At 64.0% G+C, this 22,083-nt stretch carries 22 protein-coding genes, 1 tRNA gene and 1 riboswitch; of the genes, 3 read left to right on the top strand and 20 right to left on the bottom strand.

Translation table 11 applies throughout. The features are described from left to right. Positions 1-10: 10 nt before the first annotated feature. From BN1969_RS11730 to BN1969_RS11745, 4 genes are all read right to left on the bottom strand, one after another. A tRNA-Leu gene (locus BN1969_RS11730) sits at positions 11-98 on the bottom strand. Positions 99-306: 208 nt separating this feature from the next. Next, positions 307-888, bottom strand: a complete 582-nt coding sequence (locus BN1969_RS11735) for a peptidoglycan-binding domain-containing protein (protein ID WP_050624459.1) — start codon at positions 886-888, stop codon at positions 307-309. Further along, the gene (locus BN1969_RS11740; protein WP_050624460.1) at positions 885-2,132 is read right to left on the bottom strand and encodes a peptidoglycan-binding domain-containing protein; all 1,248 of its coding nucleotides are present in this window, start codon (positions 2,130-2,132) and stop codon (positions 885-887) included. The genes BN1969_RS11735 and BN1969_RS11740 overlap by 4 nt, the downstream gene beginning before the upstream one ends. 9 nt (positions 2,133-2,141) lie before the next feature. Beyond that, positions 2,142-2,537, bottom strand: coding sequence for a hypothetical protein (locus BN1969_RS11745; RefSeq protein WP_050624461.1), 396 nt, complete (start codon positions 2,535-2,537; stop codon positions 2,142-2,144). 227 nt (positions 2,538-2,764) lie between these two features. Between BN1969_RS11745 and BN1969_RS11750 the strand changes: the two genes are divergently transcribed. Beyond that, positions 2,765-3,034 (top strand): DUF6514 family protein, encoded by a 270-nt coding sequence (locus tag BN1969_RS11750; protein WP_050624462.1) that lies wholly within the window; start codon positions 2,765-2,767, stop codon positions 3,032-3,034. A 49-nt stretch (positions 3,035-3,083) separates the two neighbouring features. Here the strand turns inward: BN1969_RS11750 and BN1969_RS18010 are convergent, their stop codons facing one another. The 4 genes from BN1969_RS18010 to BN1969_RS11765 form a co-directional block, all read right to left on the bottom strand. Further along, positions 3,084-3,212: a sodium pump decarboxylase gamma subunit gene (locus tag BN1969_RS18010; protein WP_108981459.1), complete on the bottom strand. Its 129-nt coding sequence runs from the start codon at positions 3,210-3,212 to the stop codon at positions 3,084-3,086. A gap of 26 nt (positions 3,213-3,238) precedes the next feature. Further along, positions 3,239-4,384 (bottom strand): sodium ion-translocating decarboxylase subunit beta, encoded by a 1,146-nt coding sequence (locus BN1969_RS11755; protein WP_050624463.1) that lies wholly within the window; start codon positions 4,382-4,384, stop codon positions 3,239-3,241. Between the two features lie 282 nt (positions 4,385-4,666). Then, a complete protein-coding gene (locus BN1969_RS11760) occupies positions 4,667-5,962 on the bottom strand; it encodes a sensor histidine kinase (protein ID WP_050624464.1) in 1,296 nt (431 codons plus the stop codon). Beyond that, positions 5,959-6,666: a response regulator transcription factor gene (locus BN1969_RS11765; RefSeq protein WP_050624465.1), complete on the bottom strand. Its 708-nt coding sequence runs from the start codon at positions 6,664-6,666 to the stop codon at positions 5,959-5,961. The genes BN1969_RS11760 and BN1969_RS11765 overlap by 4 nt, the downstream gene beginning before the upstream one ends. A gap of 142 nt (positions 6,667-6,808) precedes the next feature. On the opposite strand from BN1969_RS11765, the gene BN1969_RS18015 reads away from it, so the two are divergent. Then, the gene (locus tag BN1969_RS18015; RefSeq protein WP_154669735.1) at positions 6,809-6,949 is read left to right on the top strand and encodes a hypothetical protein; all 141 of its coding nucleotides are present in this window, start codon (positions 6,809-6,811) and stop codon (positions 6,947-6,949) included. Positions 6,950-7,029: 80 nt separating this feature from the next. Here the strand turns inward: BN1969_RS18015 and BN1969_RS11770 are convergent, their stop codons facing one another. From BN1969_RS11770 to BN1969_RS11825, 11 genes are all read right to left on the bottom strand, one after another. After that, positions 7,030-7,563 (bottom strand): folate family ECF transporter S component, encoded by a 534-nt coding sequence (locus tag BN1969_RS11770; protein WP_050624466.1) that lies wholly within the window; start codon positions 7,561-7,563, stop codon positions 7,030-7,032. A gap of 77 nt (positions 7,564-7,640) precedes the next feature. Next, a riboswitch (THF riboswitch) is annotated at positions 7,641-7,736 on the bottom strand. Between the two features lie 28 nt (positions 7,737-7,764). Continuing rightward, positions 7,765-9,033: a bifunctional folylpolyglutamate synthase/dihydrofolate synthase gene (locus BN1969_RS11775; protein WP_050624467.1), complete on the bottom strand. Its 1,269-nt coding sequence runs from the start codon at positions 9,031-9,033 to the stop codon at positions 7,765-7,767. After that, positions 9,030-9,860 (bottom strand): formate/nitrite transporter family protein, encoded by an 831-nt coding sequence (locus tag BN1969_RS11780; RefSeq protein ID WP_050624468.1) that lies wholly within the window; start codon positions 9,858-9,860, stop codon positions 9,030-9,032. The genes BN1969_RS11775 and BN1969_RS11780 overlap by 4 nt, the downstream gene beginning before the upstream one ends. Next, the gene (locus BN1969_RS11785) at positions 9,857-10,726 is read right to left on the bottom strand and encodes a bifunctional 5,10-methylenetetrahydrofolate dehydrogenase/5,10-methenyltetrahydrofolate cyclohydrolase (protein ID WP_050624469.1); all 870 of its coding nucleotides are present in this window, start codon (positions 10,724-10,726) and stop codon (positions 9,857-9,859) included. The genes BN1969_RS11780 and BN1969_RS11785 overlap by 4 nt, the downstream gene beginning before the upstream one ends. Before the next feature lie 298 nt (positions 10,727-11,024). Next, positions 11,025-12,698, bottom strand: a complete 1,674-nt coding sequence (locus BN1969_RS11790; RefSeq protein ID WP_187120348.1) for a formate--tetrahydrofolate ligase — start codon at positions 12,696-12,698, stop codon at positions 11,025-11,027. A 54-nt stretch (positions 12,699-12,752) separates the two neighbouring features. Further along, on the bottom strand, positions 12,753-13,346 hold the full coding sequence (locus BN1969_RS11795) for a HutD/Ves family protein (protein WP_050624470.1): 594 nt from the start codon (positions 13,344-13,346) through the stop codon (positions 12,753-12,755). Between the two features lie 81 nt (positions 13,347-13,427). Then, complete coding sequence (locus BN1969_RS11800; protein ID WP_050624471.1) at positions 13,428-14,054, bottom strand: cyclodeaminase/cyclohydrolase family protein; 627 nt, start codon at positions 14,052-14,054, stop codon at positions 13,428-13,430. A gap of 30 nt (positions 14,055-14,084) precedes the next feature. Continuing rightward, entirely contained in the window at positions 14,085-14,996 is a 912-nt protein-coding gene (gene ftcD, locus BN1969_RS11805) for a glutamate formimidoyltransferase (RefSeq protein WP_050624472.1), read from the bottom strand. A gap of 61 nt (positions 14,997-15,057) precedes the next feature. Beyond that, on the bottom strand, positions 15,058-16,308 hold the full coding sequence (gene gltS, locus BN1969_RS11810; protein ID WP_050624473.1) for a sodium/glutamate symporter: 1,251 nt from the start codon (positions 16,306-16,308) through the stop codon (positions 15,058-15,060). Between the two features lie 189 nt (positions 16,309-16,497). Beyond that, positions 16,498-17,367: a tetratricopeptide repeat protein gene (locus BN1969_RS11815; RefSeq protein WP_050624474.1), complete on the bottom strand. Its 870-nt coding sequence runs from the start codon at positions 17,365-17,367 to the stop codon at positions 16,498-16,500. Positions 17,368-17,939: 572 nt separating this feature from the next. Continuing rightward, on the bottom strand, positions 17,940-19,775 hold the full coding sequence (locus tag BN1969_RS11825) for an ATP-binding protein (protein WP_050624476.1): 1,836 nt from the start codon (positions 19,773-19,775) through the stop codon (positions 17,940-17,942). 189 nt (positions 19,776-19,964) lie between these two features. Here BN1969_RS11825 and ftcD (BN1969_RS11830) point away from each other — a divergent pair, with 189 nt between their 5' ends. Beyond that, a complete protein-coding gene (gene ftcD, locus BN1969_RS11830; RefSeq protein WP_050624477.1) occupies positions 19,965-20,864 on the top strand; it encodes a glutamate formimidoyltransferase in 900 nt (299 codons plus the stop codon). A gap of 63 nt (positions 20,865-20,927) precedes the next feature. Here ftcD (BN1969_RS11830) and BN1969_RS11835 read toward each other — a convergent pair whose 3' ends face one another. Further along, positions 20,928-22,058, bottom strand: coding sequence for a DUF4317 domain-containing protein (locus BN1969_RS11835; protein ID WP_050624478.1), 1,131 nt, complete (start codon positions 22,056-22,058; stop codon positions 20,928-20,930). Between the last annotated feature and the right edge of the window lie 25 nt (positions 22,059-22,083).

The raw sequence follows: 22,083 nt of genomic DNA on the forward strand, positions 1-22,083 counted from the left end.
TGCTCCGACGTGGTGCGCGAGGCGGGACTTGAACCCGCACGTGCGTAATGCACACTAGAACCTGAATCTAGCGAGTCTGCCAATTCCACCACTCGCGCATGGGGGACTGCGCTCTTCAGCGCAAGTGGTATCATACCATATAAGGGCCTGCCTGTCAACACTTTTTTGGCCCCCCCTGGATCTTTTGTTTGTCCCCGCCCGCGAGAGCGGGGACAAACGGAGGGCTTTCCGCTGGGAGCCGGAGAAAAGAGGGACTTTTGAGCGAGCAGAGGGATCGGCCCGCCCGGGCCAAGGAGAGGCCGGGATTCAGGTGGACGGGGTGGAGCCTGCCAGGCGGTTCTCCGGGTAGCGGCGCAGATCGATGTGGCTGATGACAAAGAGCTCATAGAGGCGGGCCAGAATATCCCAGGTCTCTCGGTCCAGCTCACCAGTCTGGGGCAGCATAGCCTTCTCCTGGAGCCACTGGGTATTCCGGACCGAAGCAGCATCGTGGATGCCGTCGATGGACTCCGGCTCCAGCCCATCCAGGACATGGGAGAGGCTCTGAAACATGGCCTGTACCGGGAGAAGGTAGTTGTGGGAGGAACCGGCCTGAACTTTAGCACTGGGAGGAAAAGCACGTATCTGTCTGGGATCGGCAAGCTCTCGCTCCAGATCCAGCCACTCGTCCAGAATGGCCTGCCAGGTCTCACGGTCCACCACGCCGGTGACAGGGGGGTGGAGCTCCCGCTGGAAGAGCATCACCGCCTCCAGGGTACGCTCCCCGAACACACCGTCCGGGACCAGAGCGGGCAGAAAGTCATAGCGCAGAGACAGGCGGTTCAGCATATACTGAAGACTCCGTATGGGCTGGGCCACCATCTCGCGTTCCAGCTGCTGTAAGGTCATGACAAGGACACCTCCTGTTGATCCGACTGCCCCAAACGCAGATCGGTGCCTGGATGCTGCCCGAAGCGGGGCGTCTCACTGTGTCCGCTGACCGCCGCCAGGGTCAGGTCCACCAGCGAGGGGATGAGCTCGGAGGCCTGAAAGGGGAAGCGAGCCACATCCTGTTGGAGCACGGCTTCCAGGCTGGCGAACTCACGGTACAGGGCGTCCCAGGTGGCTTCCCCCACTACGCCGTCGGGGAGGAGGTCAGTCTGCCGCTGAAAGGACTGGACCGCATTGGCGGTGGAGGGGCCGAATACGCCGTCCACCGTCAGCGGGGGGATGACCTCATCAAATTCAGCCAGTACGGCCAGCATGTACTGGAGGACCTGAACCTCGGTGCCGGTGTCCCCCTCTCGGAGGACGCCAGGGTACTGGAACTGGACCTTATAGAAGGTCTGCCCTTCGCTGACCAGCTCAGAGAGCCGGGTGACGCCCACATAGAGGTAGACCAGCTTATACCAGGTGGCCTTTCCCACCACGCCGTCTGACGCCAGGTTGAAGATGCGCTGGAACTGCCGCACGGAGTATTCGGTGTCTTCCCCGAAGATGCCGGTGACGGGCTGGATCTTGGGGATGGCGGGGTAGTTCTGGGAGATGCGGTTCAGGCTGGTCTGGACCACGGCCACCTCCTCCCCCACAGAGCCCAGCCGCAGGGGGCTGCCGGGATAGGACTGGGTGATGTCCTGGATGGGGGCGTTGACCACCAGCTCGATGTCGTCCCCGTAATAGTGGCGGAGGATCTCCATGGAGTTGTAGCCCGTCTGGGCCATCTCCTGGCTGCCCCACTGGGAGAGCCCGTAACAGGTGGAGGTGGTCCCGTTGCAGAACTTGGCGGAGAGGGGCTCCACAAAGCCCTGACGGCGGATGTAGTCGTTGAAGATCTCGTCCACCACTGCGCTGATGCTCTGGAAGAAGCTCCTTCCCCGAATGAACTTCTGGTCATAGGCGGTGGTGTTGGTGATCTGGAAGTTGTAGCCCCGGCTGGGGTAGAACTCGGTATAGACCCGGTTCAGGGCAAAGGAAATGATAGCCAGCACATTGGCCCGGATCGCGGAGAGCTCCCAGGTGGGATAGATCTCACTGGAGGCTACGTTTTTGACGTAGTCGGGGAAAGAGACCGTCACATTTTCTGCCCACTGGTCGGGCAGGCCCAGATGCACCGTGATGGTGCTGGGGATGTAAGGAAGGACGATGACCGGCATAGGGACACCTCACAGATTCTGAGGGGAGGTGTTCAGGATGGAGCTGTCAACAAGACTGTGCTGCCCCTCGGCCAAGGGGATGAGCTCCATGTCCTGGTCGGTCTCTTCGCCGGAGAAGATCTGGACGCCGTCCACCCGCAGGGCGGTGTAGCCTGGGTGTTCCGCCCAGACCTGGCAGACGGAGAAGGGGACCATGTCCTGGGTGGGACCGGTGCTCTCCCAGCGGGGGGGCGCAGGGATGGTGAGGGGCTGGACCCGGCCCTCACGGTCGGTGATCTGGACAGACAACAGGTGATATTTCCCGGTCGGGCTGATCTGGGTCACCACAACAGTGGCGTCCTCGATGGGGAGCTGCGCCCGGGAGGTATAGACTCTGATCTGCAGAGTCCCAAACTCTTCCTCCATATGGAGCCTCCTTCCGGCGTGATGGTGCGCCGTTTACTGGACCATCCTATGCCGGGACCGCGGAGCGGGTTCCCCTGTGGAAAAAAGATGCCCGCCGGGGCAAAAACGCTCCCGGTCGGGCATCTTTTTTCCACAGAAACCGCATCTGCGGTGGGTTTCCCTTTTTTTCTACACAGACATACCATATAATGTGGATAGATTTTTAAAAAAGGAGAAATGGGCACAATATGATGGAACTTAAGATCGCGTCAAGATTCTTGACGGACGAGGCGGGGAAACTGCGCCGCCTCCACTATTTTCTGCTGGTGGACGAGCTGGAGGCGGGGAGCTTCTTCTGCGAACAGTACGGAGTGAAGATCGCGGAAGAGGACGGAGACTGCGCGCAGATCCGGGGCATCACCACCAGCGCGGTGCGCATAGACGAACTGATGACCACACTGGTGGAGCAGCAGGTCAGCCCTACGGTGCTGGAGGATGTGGTGCAGGACTGGCTGTGACAGAGACACAGATCAGCATATCCCACGCCTCCCTCTCAGAGAAACGCTGTTATTTTTTCTTTCCCCTGTGGTCGATGCGCTGCATCAGCGCCACCAGCAGAGCGATGGCGCCCAGGACCACAAAGATGCCCAGCATTCCCTGCCCCATCATTTCCAAAGCATGCGTAATATTTTCCATGTTCGAATGTCCTCCTTTTTACTCCATCACAGGATGGGATTGTTGGCAAAATACTGAAGCACCACACCGCCGGCCACCACAGAGGCGATCTGGCCGGAGACGTTAGCCGCCACCGCGTGCATCAGCAGGTGGTTCTGGGAGTCGGCCTCCTGACCCAGCTTCTCGATGACCCGGGAAGACATGGGGAAGGCAGAGATGCCGGCCGCACCTACCATGGGGTTGATCTTGTTCTTGGGGGTGAAGATGTTGAGTACCTTGACGAAGAGCACGCCCACCATGGAGTCCAGCACAAAGGCCACCAGGCCCAGACCCATGATCATGATGGTCTCCTTCTGGACGAACTGATCCGCTTTCATAGAGAAGGCGATGGTGATGCCCAGCAGCAGGGTGATCAGGTTGGCCAGCTCATTCTGGGCGGTCTGGGAGAGGGAGGTGAGCACGCCGCACTCCCGGATCAGGTTGCCGAACATGAGGAAGCCTACCAGCGCCACGGAGGAGGGAGCCACCAGGCCGGCGATGACGGAGACCACGATGGGGAAGAGGATGCGCAGGCGCTTGGATACGCCCTGGGCCCGGTAGGGCATGCGCATGGCCCGCTCCTTCTTGGTGGTGACCAGCTTGATGGCAAAGGGCTGGATGATGGGTACCAGAGCCATATAGGAGTAGGCAGCCACTGCGATGGCCCCCACATAGCGGGAGTCGAGGATTTGGGAGACCAGGATAGAGGTGGGGCCGTCTGCGGCGCCGATGATGCCGATGGAGGCGGCGTCCTTCAGGTCAAAGCCCAGGGCCGCAGCCAGGAGGATGGTGAGGAAAATACCGGCCTGGGCGGCGGCGCCGCACAGGAACAGCTTGGGGTTGGCCAGCAGGGGACCGAAGTCGATCATAGCGCCGATGCCGATGAAGAGCAGGATGGGGAAGGCCTCACTGGCCTCGATGCCAACCTCAAAGAGCCACTGGATGATGCCGTGGGTCTCACCCACGCCCTCGCTGAACTGATTGATGACGCCGGACAGGGGCAGGTTGACCAGGATGGCGCCGAAGCCCATGGGCAGCAGCAGGGCGGGCTCAAACCCCTTCTCGATGGCCAGCCAGATCAAAAGGCCGCCCACGACGTACATCAGCAGCTGTTGCCATGTGATAGACAGAAGCCCCTCCCAAAGAAATTCCATGCTTTCTTCCTCCATTTCTTTATAGTATGTGTACCCTTTTGGAGAAAAATCGGCCCGCGCCCGGCAGACAGCCCGCAAAAAAAGACCTGCGTTCCCATTGGAACGCAGGTCTGGTCATTTCAGGAAAAACCAGAATGGAACAAGCTCCATCCATGCTTGTTGGCCTTTCCGCGCGGGAACCGCGCCGACTACTCCCCTTTGTATTTACGGATTTTATCATCTTCCCCTGGGGCTGTCAAGAGAAATCTCCGCTTTTTTCACCATGCAGAAACGGCGGGCCATTCACCCCAGGGAGCGGGTCCGGAGGTGACCCAGGCCGCGGCCGGGCAGGGGCAGTCTGACGGTGAAGAGGGTGCCGGAGATGGCGGAGCTGGAGACGGAGATCCGGCCCCGATGGCCGTCTACGATGCTCTTGGCGATGGACAGCCCCAGACCGTAGCCCCCCTGGCTCCTGGCCCGGTCGCTGTCAGTGCGGTAGAAGCGCTCGAACAGGCGGGGCAGATGCTCCGGAGGGATGGGCTCGCCGGTGTTGTGGACGGAGAGGACTGCCTCGTCTCCCTGGGGGCGGAGGATCAGTGAGGCCGAGCCGCGGGGCCCGGCATACTTGACCGCGTTGTCCACCAGAATGGCCACCAGGCGGCGCAGCTGCTCCGGATCGCCCAGGAGCTCCAGATCAGGCGTGATCTGGCTGTCCAGGGCCACGCCGGCCTCAAAGGCCACCGACTCAAAGGGGAGCAGGGCCTCCCAGGCCAGGTCGCTGAAGGACACCGTCTGGAGACGGAGGGGAGAGCGCCGGTCATCAGAGCGGGCCAGGAAGAGCAGGTCCTCCACCAGTGACTTCATCCGCTGAGCCTCTGCCTGGATGTACTCCACCCACTTGCGCTGTCCATCAGCCATGTCTCCGGAGTGGGCCAGGAGGATGCCGGCGTTGGCCAGGATGACAGTGAGGGGGGTCTTCAACTCGTGGGAGGCGTCGGCTACGAACTGCTTCTGCTGCTGCCAGGACCGCTCGGCGGGGCGTAAGGCCAGGGTGGAGAGGAGCAGGGAGATGACGAAGAAACAGGCCAGCCCCAGCAGCCCCACCAGCAGGCACGTCCGCAGCAGGGCCAGAAGATTTTCCCGCTCCCAGGTCCGGTCGGCAAAGGCCAAGCGGACCGCACCTCCCTCCGCATCCTCCCGGAGATAGCGGAGGGAGGAGACGGTGCCATCCCGGCGGCCGTCCTCCAGAGCGGCCAGGGCGGCCTGTTGGGCCACTTCCAGAGAGACATCCACTTGGTCTCCGTCGTTGATAGCGGTGACCACGCCGTCCTCCACTGTGACGGTGAACACCGGGAGCAGGGAGCGCTGAGCGCCCTGGCCGCTGGAGGGGCGGCGGGACCCATCCAGGGGAAAAGCGATCTCCGGCCGGAGGGGACTGCCTTCCTCTCCCCACATCAGGGCGGCACGCATGGCCAGCAGGCTCTGGCCCTTCAGGCGTTGAGCACTGCTTGCCATAAAGACCCCAAAGACCATAAGGAGGACCAGGGACACCAGCAGCATGTTTACCAGAATGAATTTGCGCCGCAGGGTACGGATCATGGCATGCCCCCTCCGCCAAAGCTGCCGGGCTCATCCGAGGTAGTGAGGAAATAGCCCACCTTCCGCACGGTGCCGATGGAGACCTGGGAGGCCAGGAAGGACAGCTTCTTCCGCAGGAAGGAGATGTACACTTCCACATTGTTGTCCTCCGCCTCCGAGTCCAGCCCCCACACCTTGGCAATGATGTCGTCCTTGGGGGTGACCAGCTTGGCGTTCTGGAGAAGCAGACGCAGCACCTCGAACTCCTTGAAGCCCAGCCGCACCGACTTGTCTCCCCGGCGCAGGCAGTGGGAGGAGAGGTGGAGGGACAGGTCTCCGAAGGCCAGCTCCTCGGACACCACCTCCCCCTGGCGGCGGGTGAGGGCCCGGACCCGGGCCAGCAGCTCGGAGGTGTCAAAGGGCTTGGTCATGTAGTCGTCCGCCCCACAGTCCAGGCCCTTCACTTTGTCGGAGATCTCGTCACGGGCGGTGAGCATGAGGATGGGAGTGGACACGTGGGCGGAGCGGAGGCGGCGGGCCACCTCCAGCCCGTCCAGCTTGGGCAGCATCACATCCAGGACGATGACATCGTACTGGGCGGTGAGCGCATAATCCAGGCCGTCGGCACCGTTGTGGACCTGGTCCACCTGATATTTCTGCTCTGCCATGATCTGGGCCAGGGCCTCCGCCAGCCGGACCTCGTCCTCCACGATCAGGATACGCATAATGGGCCTCCTTTCCAAATTGGGCTCTGTTTTTTCTCACTATACCACAAAAAACTGAAAATGCCCTGAAAAATTCAGAGTAATTTCAGCTTCTCCTGTTATACTGGCCCCAGAAGAGCATCAAGGGACAGGGGGGATACTCGTGCGTTATCGCGTGGTGACCACCGTGGCCGCGTTGCTGCTGTGTCTGGGCCTGATCGCCTGCTTTGTCCCGGGGAGCGTCCCGGCGGCAACATCTGGGGAGGGAGACGGCAGGGCGGCCCTGACAGCGGAGGACCGGTGATGCCTCCTGTAAAAGGGACCGGCGCGGAGCCACAGGCTCCGCGCCGGTCCCTTTTGGCGGTGGAGAGAGGGGGAAGGCCCTCAGGCGGGGAAAGCGCCCCGGCGGGTCAGCTGGCGGGAGAGGGAGAGCAGCACCGGGATCAGCAGGATCTGGGCCGCCACCATGCAGATAGTCTCGGTGAAGCGGGCGGGAAGCATGCCGAACAGGCCTTTGCCGTACATGATGTAGAGCCAGACGCTGTTGAGCACGAGCCGGGTCAGGCTGGCGCACAGGGAGGCGCCCACCACCCGCAGCCAGAGAGCGCGTCCATGGAAGCCCTCCCCCTTCTGGTGGAGGAACAGGCCGTAGATCAGTCCCACCAGTCCGGCGGTGACAGTGAAGCCGGGGAAGAAGGCGCCGAAGGGGAAGAGGGTGGCGCCGATCAAGTCGCTTACCGCGCCCACGGCCAGAGCCCACAGGGGGCCAAAAAGGATGCCGGACAGGGCGACGGCCAGGAAGGAGAAGTTGACCACCACGAAGGTGGTGTTGATGGAGAGGAACCGGGCCAGGATGACCTGGAGGGCCACCAGAAGGGCGCAGGTGACCATGATCTTGGTGTTTTTCTGAGCTTTCATTTATCTCTTCCTTTCACGGGCTGAGAGAGCCTCTCAGCGGTTTCCTCTTCAGTTGCCGTAAAAGGATACCCTGATACGACAGCGGAAGCGGAGCACCACCGCAAGACAGCTGCCTTTTCGTCCGGCGGCCACTTCCCATCCGCCGGCACTTGACGCGGTACTCCTATTCTGTGTATGGTCGCTGGGAAAACGGGGGAGGGGTCAGCACAGCCCCAGATGGTGGCGGATCTCCCCTACGGAGTAGAGGGAGCCCCAGGCGCAGATCACGTCCTCCGGGCCGGCCAGGGCCAGGGCGGTGTCCACCCCCTGGTCCAGGGTCTCCTGGACGGAGACTGGGATGGAGAACTGGGCCAGCCAGGCCGCCAGCTCGGCGGCGGGGAGGGCCCGGGGGCTGTCCGGTGTCACCGCCACAAAGGCCTTTGCCAGGGGGAGGACACGGCGGAACATGGAATGCCAGTCCTTATCGGCCAGGACGCCGGAGAGGAAAATGAGCTTCCGGCCGGGGTAGAGGCTCTCCAGGGCGGCGGCAAGGGCGTCCACGCACTGGGGGTTGTGGCCGCCGTCCACGATGAAGTCGGGGGAGCGGCGGGCCAGCTCCAGGCGGCCGGGCCACTGGGCCGCGGCCAGTCCCCGGGCTGCCGCCTCCTCCGGGATGGTCCAGCCGGCATCCCGGAGTGCCTGCACCACCTCCAGGGCGGTGATGGCGTTGGAGAGCTGGTAGCTGCCCAGCAGGGAGAGGCGGTAGGGGCCACGGCCCCGGTAGCGGAAGTCCTGGCCCTCCAGACCGGAGCAGAGGACCTCCAGCTCCTGGGGGTCGGTCTGACGCAGGGGGATGTCCAGCTGGCGGCAGACGGACTGGATCACCTGGGTGACCTCATCGCTCTGGCGGTAGAGGACGGCCCGGCAGCCCGGCTTGAGGATGCCGGACTTCTCCCGGGCGATGAGAGTGAGGGTGCCGCCCAGCTCCTGGGTGTGCTCCAGGCCGATGTTGGTGATGACCGCCGCCTCCGGGGCGGGGATCACGTTGGTGGAGTCCAGGCGGCCGCCCAGACCCACCTCCAGCACCACGATGTCACACTGCTCCTCCAAAAAGAACTCCATGCCCACCGCGGTCATCAGCTCGAACTCGGTGGGGGGATCGGACATCCCCTCCGCCACCTCCAGCACCCGCTGGGTGAGGCGGCCCAGGACTTCATCCGGGATGGGTGCCCCGTTGACCTGCATCCGCTCGTGGAAGCGGTAAAGGTGGGGAGAGGTGAACAGGCCAGCGCGCAGCCCAGCCTGAGCCAGGATGGAGGCTGTCATGGCCGCGGTGGACCCCTTGCCATTGGTCCCGGTGATGTGGACGAAGCGCAGGCGGCGCTCAGGATTGCCCAGGCTGGCCAGCAGTGCCTGGGTACGCTCCAGGCCCGGCTTCCGGCCGGTCCAGGCCCGCTGATGGATCAGTTCAATGGCTTCCTGTCCTGTCATGAAGGAGTCCCTCCCTGCTTTAAGTGACAATACCAAAGGAGCAAGGCCAGCCCGGCACCCCCCAGGATGTTGCCCAGGGTGACGGGGACCAGGTTGGCGGCGGCCCCGGTCAGGGTGAGAGGGGCCAGATCGACGCCCGCGGCTGCTGCCAGCGAGGCGTACTGGGGGACAGCGGCGGCCATTAGGGCCGCGCCGATGTAATAGAGGTTGGCAACGGAGTGCTCAAAGCCGCACAAGACGAAAAAGCAGACCGGAAGAAAGGCGCCCATCAGGCGGCCCGGTGTCTCCCGGGCGGAGGCGGCGGCCAGCACCCCCAGACAGACCAGCAGGTTGCACAGCACGCCCAGGCCCAAGGCGCTGCCGAAGGGAAGGGCGCATTTCGCGGCCCCGACCCGGATGGTGTACACGGCCAGGGCCCCGGCGGAGTAGTCCAGCTGGCCGCAGGAGACACACAGCCAGGCCACCAGCAGCGAGCCCAGGGCGTTCCCGGCAAAGACCAGCGCCCAGTTGCGCACCATCAGGACCGCCGATCCCCCCTTTTTCTCCAACAGAGTGAGGGGGAGCATGCAGTTTCCGGTGAACAGCTCCGCACCGGTGACGACGACCAGCCCCAGACCGAAGGGGAAGAGCAGGCCGCAGATGGTCCGGACGGTCCAGGTGTCTGAGATGCCGTAGACCGCCGTGTTGGTGGCGGCCGCGGCGATGGCGATGATGGCCCCGGCCAGCGCTCCCAGCAGGAGCAGGCTGGCGGCGGAGCGCTCCATTTTCCTGACGCCCGCCGCACTGTACGAGGCGAGCAATTCTGCGGGGGAGAGGTAGTTGTTCATGATCTCCTTTGTTCCAGAGACCGGCAGGCCGCCTGGGCCACATGCAGGGCCAGCACGGTGGAGGTCACCGCGCCCACGCCTCCGGGGACCGGCGTGATGGCAGACACGATAGGCTCCACCTCGTCAAAGGCCACGTCCCCATGCATGGCGCCGTCCGGGCCGATATTGACGCCCACATCTACCACCACCTGGCCCGGGCGCACATAGTCGGCCCGGATCAGGTCCAGGCAGCCGGCGGCGGAGATGATGATGTCGGCGTCCTGGCAGAAGCTGCGGGTGTCCTCCTTGTCTGTGAAGATGTGACAGACGGAGACGGTGGCCTCCTCCTTCATCAGCAGCAGGGCGGTGGGCAGGCCCACGGTGGCGCTTTTGCCGATCATAGCGATCTTCTTGCCTTTCAAGGGGATATCATAGTAGTGGAGCAGTTCCAGGCAGGCGGTGGCGGTGCAGGGGGGAAAGCCGATGTCACTCTTGGTGAGCAGGCCGCCCATGGAGGCGGTGGTGATGGCGTCGATGTCTTTCTCCGGGGCCAGGACGCTGGTCACCGCCTCGGTGTCCAGATGGGGCGGCAGGGGGCGGAATAGCAGGCAGCCGTGGATGGAGCTGTCCTCGTTCACTGTCCGCAGGGTCTGGATCAGCTCCTGCTGTGAGGCGTCCGCGGGCAGCAGGAAGCGCCGGACGGCGATGTTCAGGCTTTCCGCCCGGCGGATAGCCCCCCGCTCATAAGCGATGTCCTCCTCCCGGCGTCCCACCCGGACGATGCCCAGGGTGGGAGTGACGCCGCGGCGGGAGAGCTTCTCACAGCGGAGCCGGATGTCCCGGCACATGTGTTCCGCCACCGGTTTTCCGCTGAGCAAAACTGCCATGGGTCTCCTCCTTTTGGTGATTCGGGCAGGGGGAGGCGGCGTGCGCCTCCCCCTGCATGTGGTCATATGCTCAGAACAGGCCGGTGATCCTGCCGTGCTCGTCTACGTCGATCTTCTAGGCAGAGGAGACTTTGGGCAGGCCGGGCATGGCTCCCCACCGAATTTTGATTCGGTGGGGGCCCTGTTTTTTTAGATCCTCGGGCGAAATAAATTCGCCCTGCGGAAATCCTCCGCTGTGCTTCGGATTTACGCCGCACGAGCGGCGGGGTGCTGCCGCACCCGAATGCCCATGCCCGGCTCAGAACAGGCCGGTGATCTTGCCGTTCTCGTCTACGTCGATCTTCTCGGCAGAGGGGACTTTGGGCAGGCCGGGCATGGTCATGATATCGCCGGTGAGGGCCACGATGAAGCCGGCGCCGGCGGAGACCTTCAGATTGCGCACCGTGACCTCGAAGCCGCTGGGCGCGCCCAGCAGGGTCTGGTCGTCGGAGAAGGAGTACTGGGTCTTGGCCATGCAGATGGGCAGGTCGCCGAAGCCCAGGTCAGTGAGCTGCTGGGCCTGCTTCTTGGCGTTGGCGGTGAGCACCACCCGCTCGCCGTGATACACCTTCTTCACAATGGTGTCCAGCTTCTCCTGGATGGAGGCCTGGGTATCATATACGAACTGGAAGTGGTTGGGCTGCTCGCACAGACGGATGACCTCCTCGGCCAGGGCCTTGCCGCCCTCGCCGCCCTTGGCCCACACCTCGGACAGGGCCACATTGACGCCCAGCTCATTGCACTTCCTCTCCACCAGGTCCAGCTCGGCCTTGGTGTCGGTGGGGAAGGCGTTGATGGCCACCACGCAGGGCAGGCCGTACACGTTCTTCACGTTGTCCACGTGCTGCAGCAGGTTGGGCAGGCCCTTCTCCAGCGCCTCCAGGTTCTCCTGGTTCAGCTCGGGCTTGGGCACGCCGCCGTGGTACTTCAGCGCCCGCACGGTGGCCACGATCACCACGGCGGAGGGCTTCAGGCCGGCCTTGCGGCACTTGATGTCGATGAACTTCTCTGCGCCCAGGTCGGCGGCGAAGCCGGCCTCCGTGACTGCGTAGTCCCCCAGCTTCAGGGCCATGCGGGTAGCGATGATGGAGTTGCAGCCGTGAGCGATGTTGGCGAAGGGGCCGCCGTGGATGAAGGCAGGGGTGCCCTCCAGGGTCTGGACCAGGTTGGGCTTCAGAGCGTCCTTCAGCAGGGCGGCCATGGCGCCCTCGGCCTTCAGGTCATGGGCGGTGACGGGCTTGCCGTCATAGGTGTAGGCCACGATCATCCGGCCCAGCTTCTCCTTCAGGTCGGTGATGCTGGTGGACAGGCACAGCACGGCCATGATCTCGCTGGCCACGGTGATCTCAAAGCCGTCCTCACGGGGCACGCCCTGGGCCTTGCCTCCCAGGCCGTCCACGATGTGGCGCAGCTGGCGGTCGTTCATGTCCACCGCGCGCTTCCAGGTGATCTGCTTGACATCGATGCCCAGGGCATTGCCCTGCTGGATGTGGTTGTCCAGCATGGCGGCCATCAGGTTGTTCGCCGCACCGATGGCGTGGAAGTCGCCGGTGAAGTGGAGGTTGATGTCCTCCATGGGCACCACCTGGGCCCAGCCGCCGCCGGCCGCACCGCCCTTGACGCCGAACACAGGGCCCAGGGAGGGCTCACGCAGGGCGACCACGGACTTCTTGCCCAGCTTCCGCAGGCCGTCCGCCAGCCCTACGGAGGTGGTGGTCTTGCCCTCGCCCGCAGGGGTGGGGGTGATGGCGGTGACCAGGATCAGCTTGCCGTCCTGAGCCTGGGTCTCGTTGAGCAGCTTGTAGTCCACCTTTGCCTTGTAGTTGCCGTACATCTCCAGGTACTTCTCGTCCACGCCCGCCGTGGCCGCGATCTCCCGGATGTTTTTCATTTCACAGCTCTGTGCAATTTCAATGTCGCTCTTAATTTCCATGGGAATCAGTCTCCTTCTTTTATGATTTATCGTGGATGTCTATGAAGTTAGAAGTTAAGGGAGGGAACGGACCTGGGCCGCCATAAAGGAGGCCGGGCCCGGGCAGTCCAGGTGCAGCGGAGCGCTGCCGGGGTCCTGGATCAGAACGGCTTCTCCTGAGGCAATGGTACTCGATTCCCCAGCGAAAGTCAAGGTGCCGCTCCCCTCCGCGCAGTAGAGGATGAGGGTGGAGGAGCCGGGTTCGGCGGAGAAGCTGACGGGGCCGCCGCTGGTGCGCAGGGGGGAGACACTGCCGGCGCATCTGTCCTTGCGCAGCATCAGGTTGAAGTCCACGCAGCGGCCCCGGGAGTGGGTGTCCGCCCCGCCGTCGAAGGCGTGGACCTGATAGGGGGCCAGGGAGATGAGGGGGCCGCCGTCGTGGGTCAGTTCCATCTCTCCCCGGAGAGGGGCAATGAGCCGGTGGTAGTCGGGGAGGGGGGTGAAGTCGGACTCGTCCAAGTCCACGGTGGCGGAGCTCAGCCGCCAGAGGAAGTCCCGGTCCGCATAGAGGGCCCCCTGGGGGGCGATGGCGATCTGGGTGGTGGTCCCGCCGGACCACTGACTGATCTGGTAGTCTGCCTGGGTGAGGTGAGTGATATGGGGTGCCATGGGGACTCCTTTCTGAACGAGGACGCCCCCGCGGCGGTTCACGCCGCGGGGGCGTCCCGTCGGTGACTCATGGGAGGGGGATCACAGGGACTCCAGGACCTCCTGGTAGATGGCGTCGGCCAGAGGCAGGGCCTTGTCCAGCAGGGCCTGGCCCTTCTGGCGGTACTCGTCGGCAAAGGCCTGGTCCTGGATACCGCCGATGTTGATGAGCACGTTGAGCCAGGCGCCCTGGATGGCGGCCTTGAGGCTCAGGGCGGCGCAGCCCAGGTCGCTGGCGGCGCTGGCGTTGAGCTTGCCCACCACGGAGCGGGTCAGCTCCAGGGCCTGGCAGGCCAGCTCCATCATCTCAAAGGGGGTCTTGGTGCAGCCCTTCAGGGCCTCCTGCATGGCGGCCTTGCGGGCGGCCTTCTCCTCGTCGGTGTCCTTGGGCATGGCGAACACGGCGCTGACGGCGTTGAACGCCTCGGTATCCCGGTCGATCACGTCCACGAACTGAGCCTTGAGCTCGTTCCCCTTCTTCTGGGACTCGATGGCCAGCTCCTGCACGTCGGCGTACTTCTTCTTTCCCACGGTGAGGGCGCACACCATAGCGGTGAGGGCGGCGCCCAGGGCGCCCTCCAGCGCGGCGGCGGAGCCGCCGCCGGGCGCGGGTTCATCGGAGGCCATCAGGTCCACGAACTCATTGACCTTCATTTCCACAAGCTTCATAACAGTCGATTCTCCTTTTGTCAAAACGGCTTATTCCATGCCGATCAGGTGGTACTCCATGATCTGATTGTGGCAGTCGAAGTCACGGGCCTTCAGATAGAACTCAGCGCAGTCGATCATGGCCTTGGCGGGGGTCAGGCCCACGATCTCGCTGTCCACGATATAGGTGCCGTAGCGCTCGGCCAGGGAGCGGATCATCTCATAGACCACATACAGAGGGGTGTCCTCATAGTTGACCATGTTCATGGAGACCTGAGCGATGCCCCGGTCCTCCAGCATGAAGCCCATGGCCTTGCAGCTGCGGAAGCCGCCGGAGGAGCCGCGGATGACCTTGGCGATCTTCTTGGCGATCTCCACGTCGGAGGTGGCCAGGTTCACGTTGAAGGCCACCAGGGGCATGCGGGCGCCGATGGCGGTGATGCCGGCGGTGGGATGGATCTTCCGCTCGCCGAAGTCGGGGGCCCACTCGGGCTGGAGCAGCTTCTCGGGCATGCCCTCGAACTGCCCCTTGCGGCAGGTGGCCAGATTGCGGCGCTCGGGACGGGTGGCGGAGTCCTCATACAGGAAGCTGGGGATCTTCAGCTCGTCCCAGATCCGCTGGCCCAGGCGCTTGGACATCTCCACGCACTCCTCCACGGTGACGCCCATGGTGGGGACGAAGGGGATGACGTCGGTGGCGCCCATGCGGGAGTGCTCGCCCACATGCTTGGTCATGTCGATGACCTCGGAAGCCTTCTTGGTCAGCTGGAAGGCGACCTCCTCGATGGCCTCGGGGGAGCCGATCATGGTGAACACACAGCGGTTGTGGTTGCCGTCGGTCTGGGCGTCGAACAGGGTGCAGCCGGGCACGCTGTTGGCCACTTCCACCAGGGCGTTATAGGCGGCCTCGTCCTTCTCCTTGCTGCAGCTGAAATTGGGGATGCATTCTACAAGCTTGGACATAAGAAATTCCTCCTTAAAATATCGGTATCAAAAATGTTTTGAGATGTAGCGCTTGAAAGGATCAGCCCACCAGATTAGAGGCGGCGGGGACAAAGAACTTGATGAAAGCGATGGTCTGGGGCTGATAGATGATGTCCACCAGGAAGGCGCCTACGATGGGGACCACCATGAAGGCCCGGCTGGACATGCCGTACCGCTCAGTGACGGCGGTCATGTTAACGATGGCGGTGGGGGTGGCACCCAGGCCGTGGCCGCACAGGCCGGAGCACATGACGGCGGCGTCATAGCTCTTGCCCAGGATGCGGAAGATCACGAAGTAGGACACCGTAACGATGAACACCACCTGGCAGATGACGATGAGAAGCACGCCGCCCATCAGGCTGGCCAGCTCCCACAGCTTCAGCGTCATCAGGGCCAGAGCCAGGTACAGGTTGAGCATCACGTCGCCGATGCCGTCCACCAGGGGGAAGGAGAACTTGTAGAAGTGGAAGGTGTCGTTGAGGTTGCGGACGATGACAGCCACGAACATGGCGCCCACATAGTTGGGGAAGGACATCCCGATCAGCTTGCTGACCCATCCGGACACCATGGTGCCCAGGGCCATGCACACGATGATAGCGACCACGTTCTTGATGACGTCCAGAGCGGAGAGAGGCTCCTTGCCGGCGGCATTGACGCTCTTGATATCATCGTAGTTGGCCTGATGCTCCTCGGGCTTCAGGTCATACTTGACGATGAGGCGGCGGCCCAGAGGTCCGCCCACAAGCACGCCGGAGATCAGGCCGAAGGTGGCGGCGGCGGCGCCCACGCCCATAGCGGCGGAGTAGCCCAGGCTCTCAAAGGTGGAGCCGTAAGAGCCGGCTGCTCCGTGGCCGCCGACCATGGAGATGGCGGAGGACAGCAGGGCGTAGGGGGCCTCCAGGCCCACCGCGGTGCCCACGGCGATGCCGATGATGTTCTGGAAGATGGAGACCACACCGGCGCACAGCCAGTAGACGATCAGCAGGATGCCGCCCTTCTTCAGCAGGGAGAAGCTGGCGCCCAGACCCACGGTGGTGAAGAAGGCCAGCATGAAGGGGTCCTGGAAGGTGTTGGTGAAGTTGAAGGTAAAAGTACCGGTGGTGTGGCCGGCGAAGGTGATGAACATAAAGATGAAGCCGCCAATGACGGGAGCAGGGATACAGTACTTGGCCAGGAAGTTGACCTTGTTTTTGATCGCGTAACCGATCAGCAGAAGAATGGAAGCCATTGCCAGGGTCATGATTGCGTCGGTGTTAATGTTGAGGACGTTTTCCACAGTTTCAAATGACATAATGTTACCCTCCCATTGATTCTCTTTTTTCCTCGGACCGCTCTCCTTACGGACCGAAACACTGCCCCGGCTCGTCCGACCTCCTTTCGCCAAAGCAGAATTGGACATTACAAGTACCACTATAGTCATGAAGCATCTAAGAAACGTCTAATTTTAAAAAATAGGAGGAAACTCTGTTGAGACGGAAGCTCATTCCGCCATAAAATGCTTGTTTTTGCTGTACAGCTCAGAGGCACGGTACCGCTGCTGGGTGGCGATGCCGTTGCGCAGGCTCTGGGAGAGCTGCTCCGCCTCGAATACGCTGGGGACGCTGGAAAGCAGGCGGACCCCCTGCCGGGCGTAGCTCTCCGGGGAGTAGGTGAGCAGAGGGGCGAGGGGGGAGCCCGTCCGCTGCTCCAGGTCCAGCCGGCTGCGGATGTGCATGGAGACAAAGTGGAGGATGACCCCCTCCAGAGGGGAATTCAGCCGCTGCTGGCAGGACTGGGCATCGGCCAAGCTGACCGCCGCCCGCTCGTAGTCCCCCTCCATGGCCTGATAATAGGCGGTGTAGGCTGCGGCGGCTGTCCGGCCCCACAGCTCGCCGGAAACTTTCGCGTTGTCATACCCATGCTGAAACAGCTCACGGGCCCTGGGATGGTCCTCCAGGGCGAAAGCGGCCCGCCCGTAATGGACATAGACCCAGACGCCGCCGGGCCAGGGCAGGTCTTCCAGCAGGGAGAGGGCCCGCTTATAGTAGGAGCAGGCGTCGGCGTACTCCAGCCGCTGGCGGCAGACCCGGCCGTAGTCACAGTAGACGGCCGCCAGCTGGAGCCGGACCGCGGTGGAGCGGGGCTGTCCCCGCAGAGCGTCCATGGCCTCCAGCAGATAGTAGCGGCTCTTGTCATAGGCGCCCTGGAGACAGAACAGGCCGCCCCGAAGCCGCTGGAACTGGGCCTGCTGGACCGGGTCCCGGGTGCGCTCCAGCAGGCGCATGCCGGTGGCGGTGTAGCGCTCCACCTGTTCAGTGGCCTGGCGGTAGAGGGCGGAGGAGGCCAGCAGGTAGCAGGCCCGGATGAGCACCCCCGTGTCGGGGTGGATGCTGCCGCCGCTGAGGGCGCCCAGGATGTCGCTGCCCCGGGCGCTGTCCCCCTGGAACAGGGCGATGCGCCCCTGGATTAGAGCGGTGGCCAGCTCCAGACGGCCCAGGACTGCGGGGTCCGCCCCCTCACGGCGCAGGGCGGACAGCTCCCGCAGGAACTGCTGGGTCTGCTCCTCCAGCTCCTCTGGGGAGCGGGGGGCAGGGGCGTCTCCCCCCAGGGGGGAGAAGGGCTCGAAGGCCCGGGAGCTGTCCAGATCACAGGCCCGGATGCGGTACTCCAGAGCACGCAGGCGGCTGCCGGCCAGCTGAAAGTGGCGGGCGATCTGGCGGCAGGCGCCCCCCTCCTGGGGCTGCTCCCCCTGGGAGAGCAGCTCGGCGGCCTGGAGGTGGAGGGGCTGACGCTGGGAGTAGGAGAGCCGGTCGTAGACCAGCTCCCGGATGCGCTGGTGGGCAAAGCGGTAGGTGGGGTCCCCCTCGGTGTGGTGCTCCAGGATGATGCCCCGGCCCCGCAGCTCGTCCAGACCGGCGGTGAGCAGGCGGGCCTTCTGGGCCCTCAGCTCCCGCCGCAGGGNGCGGCCTGGAGGTGGAGGGGCTGACGCTGGGAGTAGGAGAGCCGGTCGTAGACCAGCTCCCGGATGCGCTGGTGGGCAAAGCGGTAGGTGGGGTCCCCCTCGGTGTGGTGCTCCAGGATGATGCCCCGGCCCCGCAGCTCGTCCAGACCGGCGGTGAGCAGGCGGTCATTCTGGTCCATCAGCTCCAGCAGCAGGCGGCTGGGCACCTCCTCGGAGAAGAGGGAGATGAGCTCGGCCACCTGGAGGGCCGCGCCGGACAGGCCGGAGAGCCGGTCCATCAGGATATCCCCCAGGGTCTGGAGGGTGGCCTCCACATCGCCGCTGCGGCGGTAGGCCTGGGTCAGCTCGGTGAGCAGATAGAGGTTGCCTCCGGTCTCCCGGTGGAACTGGGGAGCCATGCGTCGGGCGGCCTCACCGCCCAGCTCCCTGCGGAGCAGCTCCTCTGTCTGTTCCGGGGTGAGAGGGGGCAGGCGATGGCGGCGGAGCAGGCCATCCGCCTCCAGCGACTCCAGCCGGGCCAGGGCAGAGGGGGAGAGGTCGTCCCGGGCGGTGAGGATGGTCATCAGACCCCTGCCCTCCAGGCGGCGGAGCAGGGCGTCCCCCAGACGCAGGCTCTCCTCGTCAGCCCATTGCAGGTCCTCCAGCACCAGGAGCACCTTTTTCCGGCGGGTGACAGCGGAGAAGAGGAGCAGGAGGCTGTCCTCCAGCCCCTGGTCCCACTGGCGCAGCGCCCGGGCGGAGACTCCGCCCGGCCAGGCGTTCTCAGAGCGGAAGAGAGGGAACGCCTGGCCTAATCGGACCTGGACCGGGACCGGGAGGGAGAGCTGCTCCTCCTGGATGAACTCCCGCAGGGACAGCAGGATGCGGTCCCAGGGGGCCAGAGGGAGGCCCTCCTCCGACTGGAGGCAGCCGCACCGCAGCACTAGCAGGGCGGACAGATCGGACCAGCGGAGGAAGTGGCTGATGAGCTCGCTCTTGCCGGAGCCCACCTCCCCGATGAACAGCTGGGAGCAGCGGCGCACCGCCCCCTCGGCGAAGGAGCCCGCCGCCGCCCGCAGGGCGGCATAGAGGGTCTCCCGTCCCACGGGGACCTGGGGCGCCTCTGCCTCCCCGGGGGCCTGGGTGGTGTCGTTCCACTGGTTCATGATCTCGTAATAGAGCATGGTGGTGCTCTCCAGGGGGTCCACACCCAGCTCCTCGGAGAGCTGCTCCTTCAGCCGCTGGTACACCTGGGCGGCCCGGGAGTACTTCCGGGCCGCCCGCAGGCGCTCCATGAGGAAGGCGGCCATGGACTCGTCAAAGGGGTCCTCCCGCAGATACTCGGTGGCCAAGCGGGCAGCCTCCTCCGGGTCGCCGGCCTCCAGGGCGGCCTGGGCCTGCTGGGCCAGCCGGCCCAGATACTGCTCGTGGAGCTTCTCCCGGGTGCGGTCCAGCCACTCATCGAAGGAGAAGGCGTGCTTGACGGCGAAGCCCTGGAGGAAGGGGCCTCGGTAGGCGGAGAAATCCCCCCGCTGGGTGAAGCGGTCGTAGTCGCAGTCCACCTCCCAGGCGCTGTTCACCACCACCAGGGACTTCTGGGGGGAGAGGAGAAAGTCGCCCCCCAGGGTCTTTTTCAGCGTATATAAGGTGTTGCGGAGATTTTTCAGGCCGGTGGCCTCGTCGCAGCTCTCCCACAGCAGAGAGATGAGCTCCTGCCGGGTGGCGCTGCGGCGCACCAGCATGTAGTACAGCAGGGCGTCCGCCCGCTTGAAGGGAAAGGAGACCGGGACCCCGTCCAGCGTGACGCTGGGGGTCTGGAGCATGGTCACATTGAGCATCAGAAAGCCCCCCTCTTTGGTCTGGGTCCAGTATATCGGATTTGGGGCCGGGTGTGCAACTGTTCCCGGGCAAAAATTTGCCGGGGGCGCGTTTTTGCCTTGCCAGGGGGAGGGGAAAACACTATAATAATATAAAAAGGTAAAAGAGGGGGGCGTCCCCGGGGCCCAGGACAGAGAGAGGAGAGAGACATGAAGCTGGATAAATGGATCGAATCCGTCCCCAATTTCAGCGAGGGGCGGGACCTGAAGAAGGTGGAGCGCATCGTGGACTCCTTCCGGGCCAAGCCGGGAGTGAAGCTGCTGGACTACTCCACAGACCCGGACCACAACCGCTGCGTGGTGACGGTGCTGGGCCAGCCGGAGCCCCTGAAGCGGGCCATGGTGGAGGCCATCGGCACGGCGGTGGAGCTGATCGATATGACCCGGCACGAGGGGCAGCACCCCCGCATCGGCTGCGTGGACGTGATCCCCTTCATCCCGGTGCGGGACTGCACCATCCAGGAGGCGGACCAGCTGGCCCGGGAGATAGCACAGGAAGCCGCTCTGCTCTACGGACAGCCCTTCTACCTCTATGAGAAGTCTGCCACTGCCCCCCACCGGGTGGACCTGGCCAACATCCGCAAGGGACAGTTCGAGGGGCTGGCGGAGAAGATGAAGGACCCCCTGTGGAAGCCGGACTTCGGGCCGGATACCATCCACCCCACTGGCGGGGCCACCGCCATCGGGGCCCGGATGCCTCTGATCTGCTTCAACATCAACCTGGACACCCCCAATGTGGAGATCGCCCGGCAGATCGCCCGCCGGGTGCGGAACATCGGCGGCGGCCTGCACTATGTGAAGGCCATGGGCATCGCCCTGGAGGAGCGGAACCTGGCTCAGGTGACCATGAACCTGACCGACTACACCAAAAGTTCCATTTACAGTGTCTTTGAGATGGTGAAGATGGAGGCCCGGCGCTATGGCGTCCGGGTGGTGGGCAGCGAGGTGGTGGGCATTGTCCCCATGAAGGCCCTGCTGGACTGCGCGGAGTACTACCTCCAGATCGAGGACTTCTCCTCCGAGCAGGTGCTGGAGCTGCATATCGAATAGACGGACAAGCAAAAGGAGCGGCCCCTCTGGAACAGAGGGGCCGCTCTCCCTTTTTCGACAGTTTCAGGAGATCTGGATGCTGACGCCGTTGACCTCCACGCCCTCGTTGGCCCGGATGAGGATGTACCGGGTGCCCTCGATCATGCGGGTCTCCACCAGGTCGCTGCGCTCCGGGTTGACGTGGATGGTGACGTCGGGAGTGCGGACCTCCAGCTGCTTGGGGTCCACCAGATTGCGGGGGCTCAGGCCGGCCTCCGGGCCGAAGGCCTGGTCATACTGGGCCTCAAAGGCATCCACATGGGGGGCGGCCACGCCGCAGGAGGACAGGACGGACCGCACCTCCCCCTTGGAGAGCAGGAGGGGCTGCTCCTCCTTGCTGGCCTTGTGCTCTTCGATCATGTCCCGCAGCTGGCTGTGGACGGCCTGGACCACATGATAGCTGCAATCCTCCGCCAGCGTCTCCCCCAGGAGGGACTCAAAGGTCTCCTTCTGGACGGCGGCAGGCATGGGAGGAGGGGTGCGGAACAGGGCGTCAATGAGCTCCGGGTGGTTCTCCCCGATGTCCCGGGAGTAGTAGAGGGCATTATAGAGGTTGGTGGTGCGCTCGTCAAAGGCGGGGAAGAGGAAGCCTGCCTCCGGCGGAGAGACGACCCAGTCCGCCTTCAGGTCGTGGAAGGCATTTTCATAGACAAAGTAGCTCAGGGCGGGCTTGGTCAGCTTTACCGGGCAGATGGAGCACAGGATGTAGGAGAACACCTGGTCGGAGGCGTCGTCCATCCGCTCCCCGTCTTTGGCCCGGTAGGGGACGTCATAGGTGTCGTGGGCCAGGAGGATGAGATAGTTCCCCTCCAGGGTGAGGGAGGAGATGACCCGCTGGAACAGGGCCTGCACGGCCTCTTCGTCCGCCAGGGAGGAGCCCCGCAGGGCCATGAGGAGCCGGTGCTCCTCGCTGTCCACCACCTGCTGGGTGGAGAAGGTGATGTCCGCCAGGTTTTTGCCCAGGGTGCCGGACAGGGTGCGCCGGAGGATGGCCAGCAGCTTTTCCGACTCCTCCTGGGACATCAGCCCCAGGGACTGGTCGAACTGGGAGACGATCTCCCGGTTTTCGTTGACATAACATCCGCGGATGTGGGAGATGCCGCTCCTGTCCGGCCGGAACCGGCGGCGGATCTCGGAAATTTCCTTTTCGTTCATAGAGACTCCTTTTGTAGATGGATCG

The organism is Clostridium phoceensis (assembly GCF_001244495.1).
Lineage (GTDB): Bacteria > Bacillota > Clostridia > Oscillospirales > Oscillospiraceae > Lawsonibacter > Lawsonibacter asaccharolyticus.

Coding starts and splice junctions, on each gene's coding strand:
- BN1969_RS11735 (WP_050624459.1), bottom strand. CDS start 888: ATGACCTTACAGCAGCTGGAACGCGAGATGGTGGCCCAGCCCATACGG.
- BN1969_RS11740 (WP_050624460.1), bottom strand. CDS start 2,132: ATGCCGGTCATCGTCCTTCCTTACATCCCCAGCACCATCACGGTGCAT.
- BN1969_RS11745 (WP_050624461.1), bottom strand. CDS start 2,537: ATGGAGGAAGAGTTTGGGACTCTGCAGATCAGAGTCTATACCTCCCGG.
- BN1969_RS11750 (WP_050624462.1), top strand. CDS start 2,765: ATGATGGAACTTAAGATCGCGTCAAGATTCTTGACGGACGAGGCGGGG.
- BN1969_RS18010 (WP_108981459.1), bottom strand. CDS start 3,212: ATGGAAAATATTACGCATGCTTTGGAAATGATGGGGCAGGGAATGCTG.
- BN1969_RS11755 (WP_050624463.1), bottom strand. CDS start 4,384: ATGGAATTTCTTTGGGAGGGGCTTCTGTCTATCACATGGCAACAGCTG.
- BN1969_RS11760 (WP_050624464.1), bottom strand. CDS start 5,962: ATGATCCGTACCCTGCGGCGCAAATTCATTCTGGTAAACATGCTGCTG.
- BN1969_RS11765 (WP_050624465.1), bottom strand. CDS start 6,666: ATGCGTATCCTGATCGTGGAGGACGAGGTCCGGCTGGCGGAGGCCCTG.
- BN1969_RS11770 (WP_050624466.1), bottom strand. CDS start 7,563: ATGAAAGCTCAGAAAAACACCAAGATCATGGTCACCTGCGCCCTTCTG.
- BN1969_RS11775 (WP_050624467.1), bottom strand. CDS start 9,033: ATGACAGGACAGGAAGCCATTGAACTGATCCATCAGCGGGCCTGGACC.
- BN1969_RS11780 (WP_050624468.1), bottom strand. CDS start 9,860: ATGAACAACTACCTCTCCCCCGCAGAATTGCTCGCCTCGTACAGTGCG.
- BN1969_RS11785 (WP_050624469.1), bottom strand. CDS start 10,726: ATGGCAGTTTTGCTCAGCGGAAAACCGGTGGCGGAACACATGTGCCGG.
- BN1969_RS11790 (WP_187120348.1), bottom strand. CDS start 12,698: ATGGAAATTAAGAGCGACATTGAAATTGCACAGAGCTGTGAAATGAAA.
- BN1969_RS11795 (WP_050624470.1), bottom strand. CDS start 13,346: ATGGCACCCCATATCACTCACCTCACCCAGGCAGACTACCAGATCAGT.
- BN1969_RS11800 (WP_050624471.1), bottom strand. CDS start 14,054: ATGAAGCTTGTGGAAATGAAGGTCAATGAGTTCGTGGACCTGATGGCC.
- ftcD (WP_050624472.1), bottom strand. CDS start 14,996: ATGTCCAAGCTTGTAGAATGCATCCCCAATTTCAGCTGCAGCAAGGAG.
- gltS (WP_050624473.1), bottom strand. CDS start 16,308: ATGTCATTTGAAACTGTGGAAAACGTCCTCAACATTAACACCGACGCA.
- ftcD (WP_050624477.1), top strand. CDS start 19,965: ATGAAGCTGGATAAATGGATCGAATCCGTCCCCAATTTCAGCGAGGGG.
- BN1969_RS11835 (WP_050624478.1), bottom strand. CDS start 22,058: ATGAACGAAAAGGAAATTTCCGAGATCCGCCGCCGGTTCCGGCCGGAC.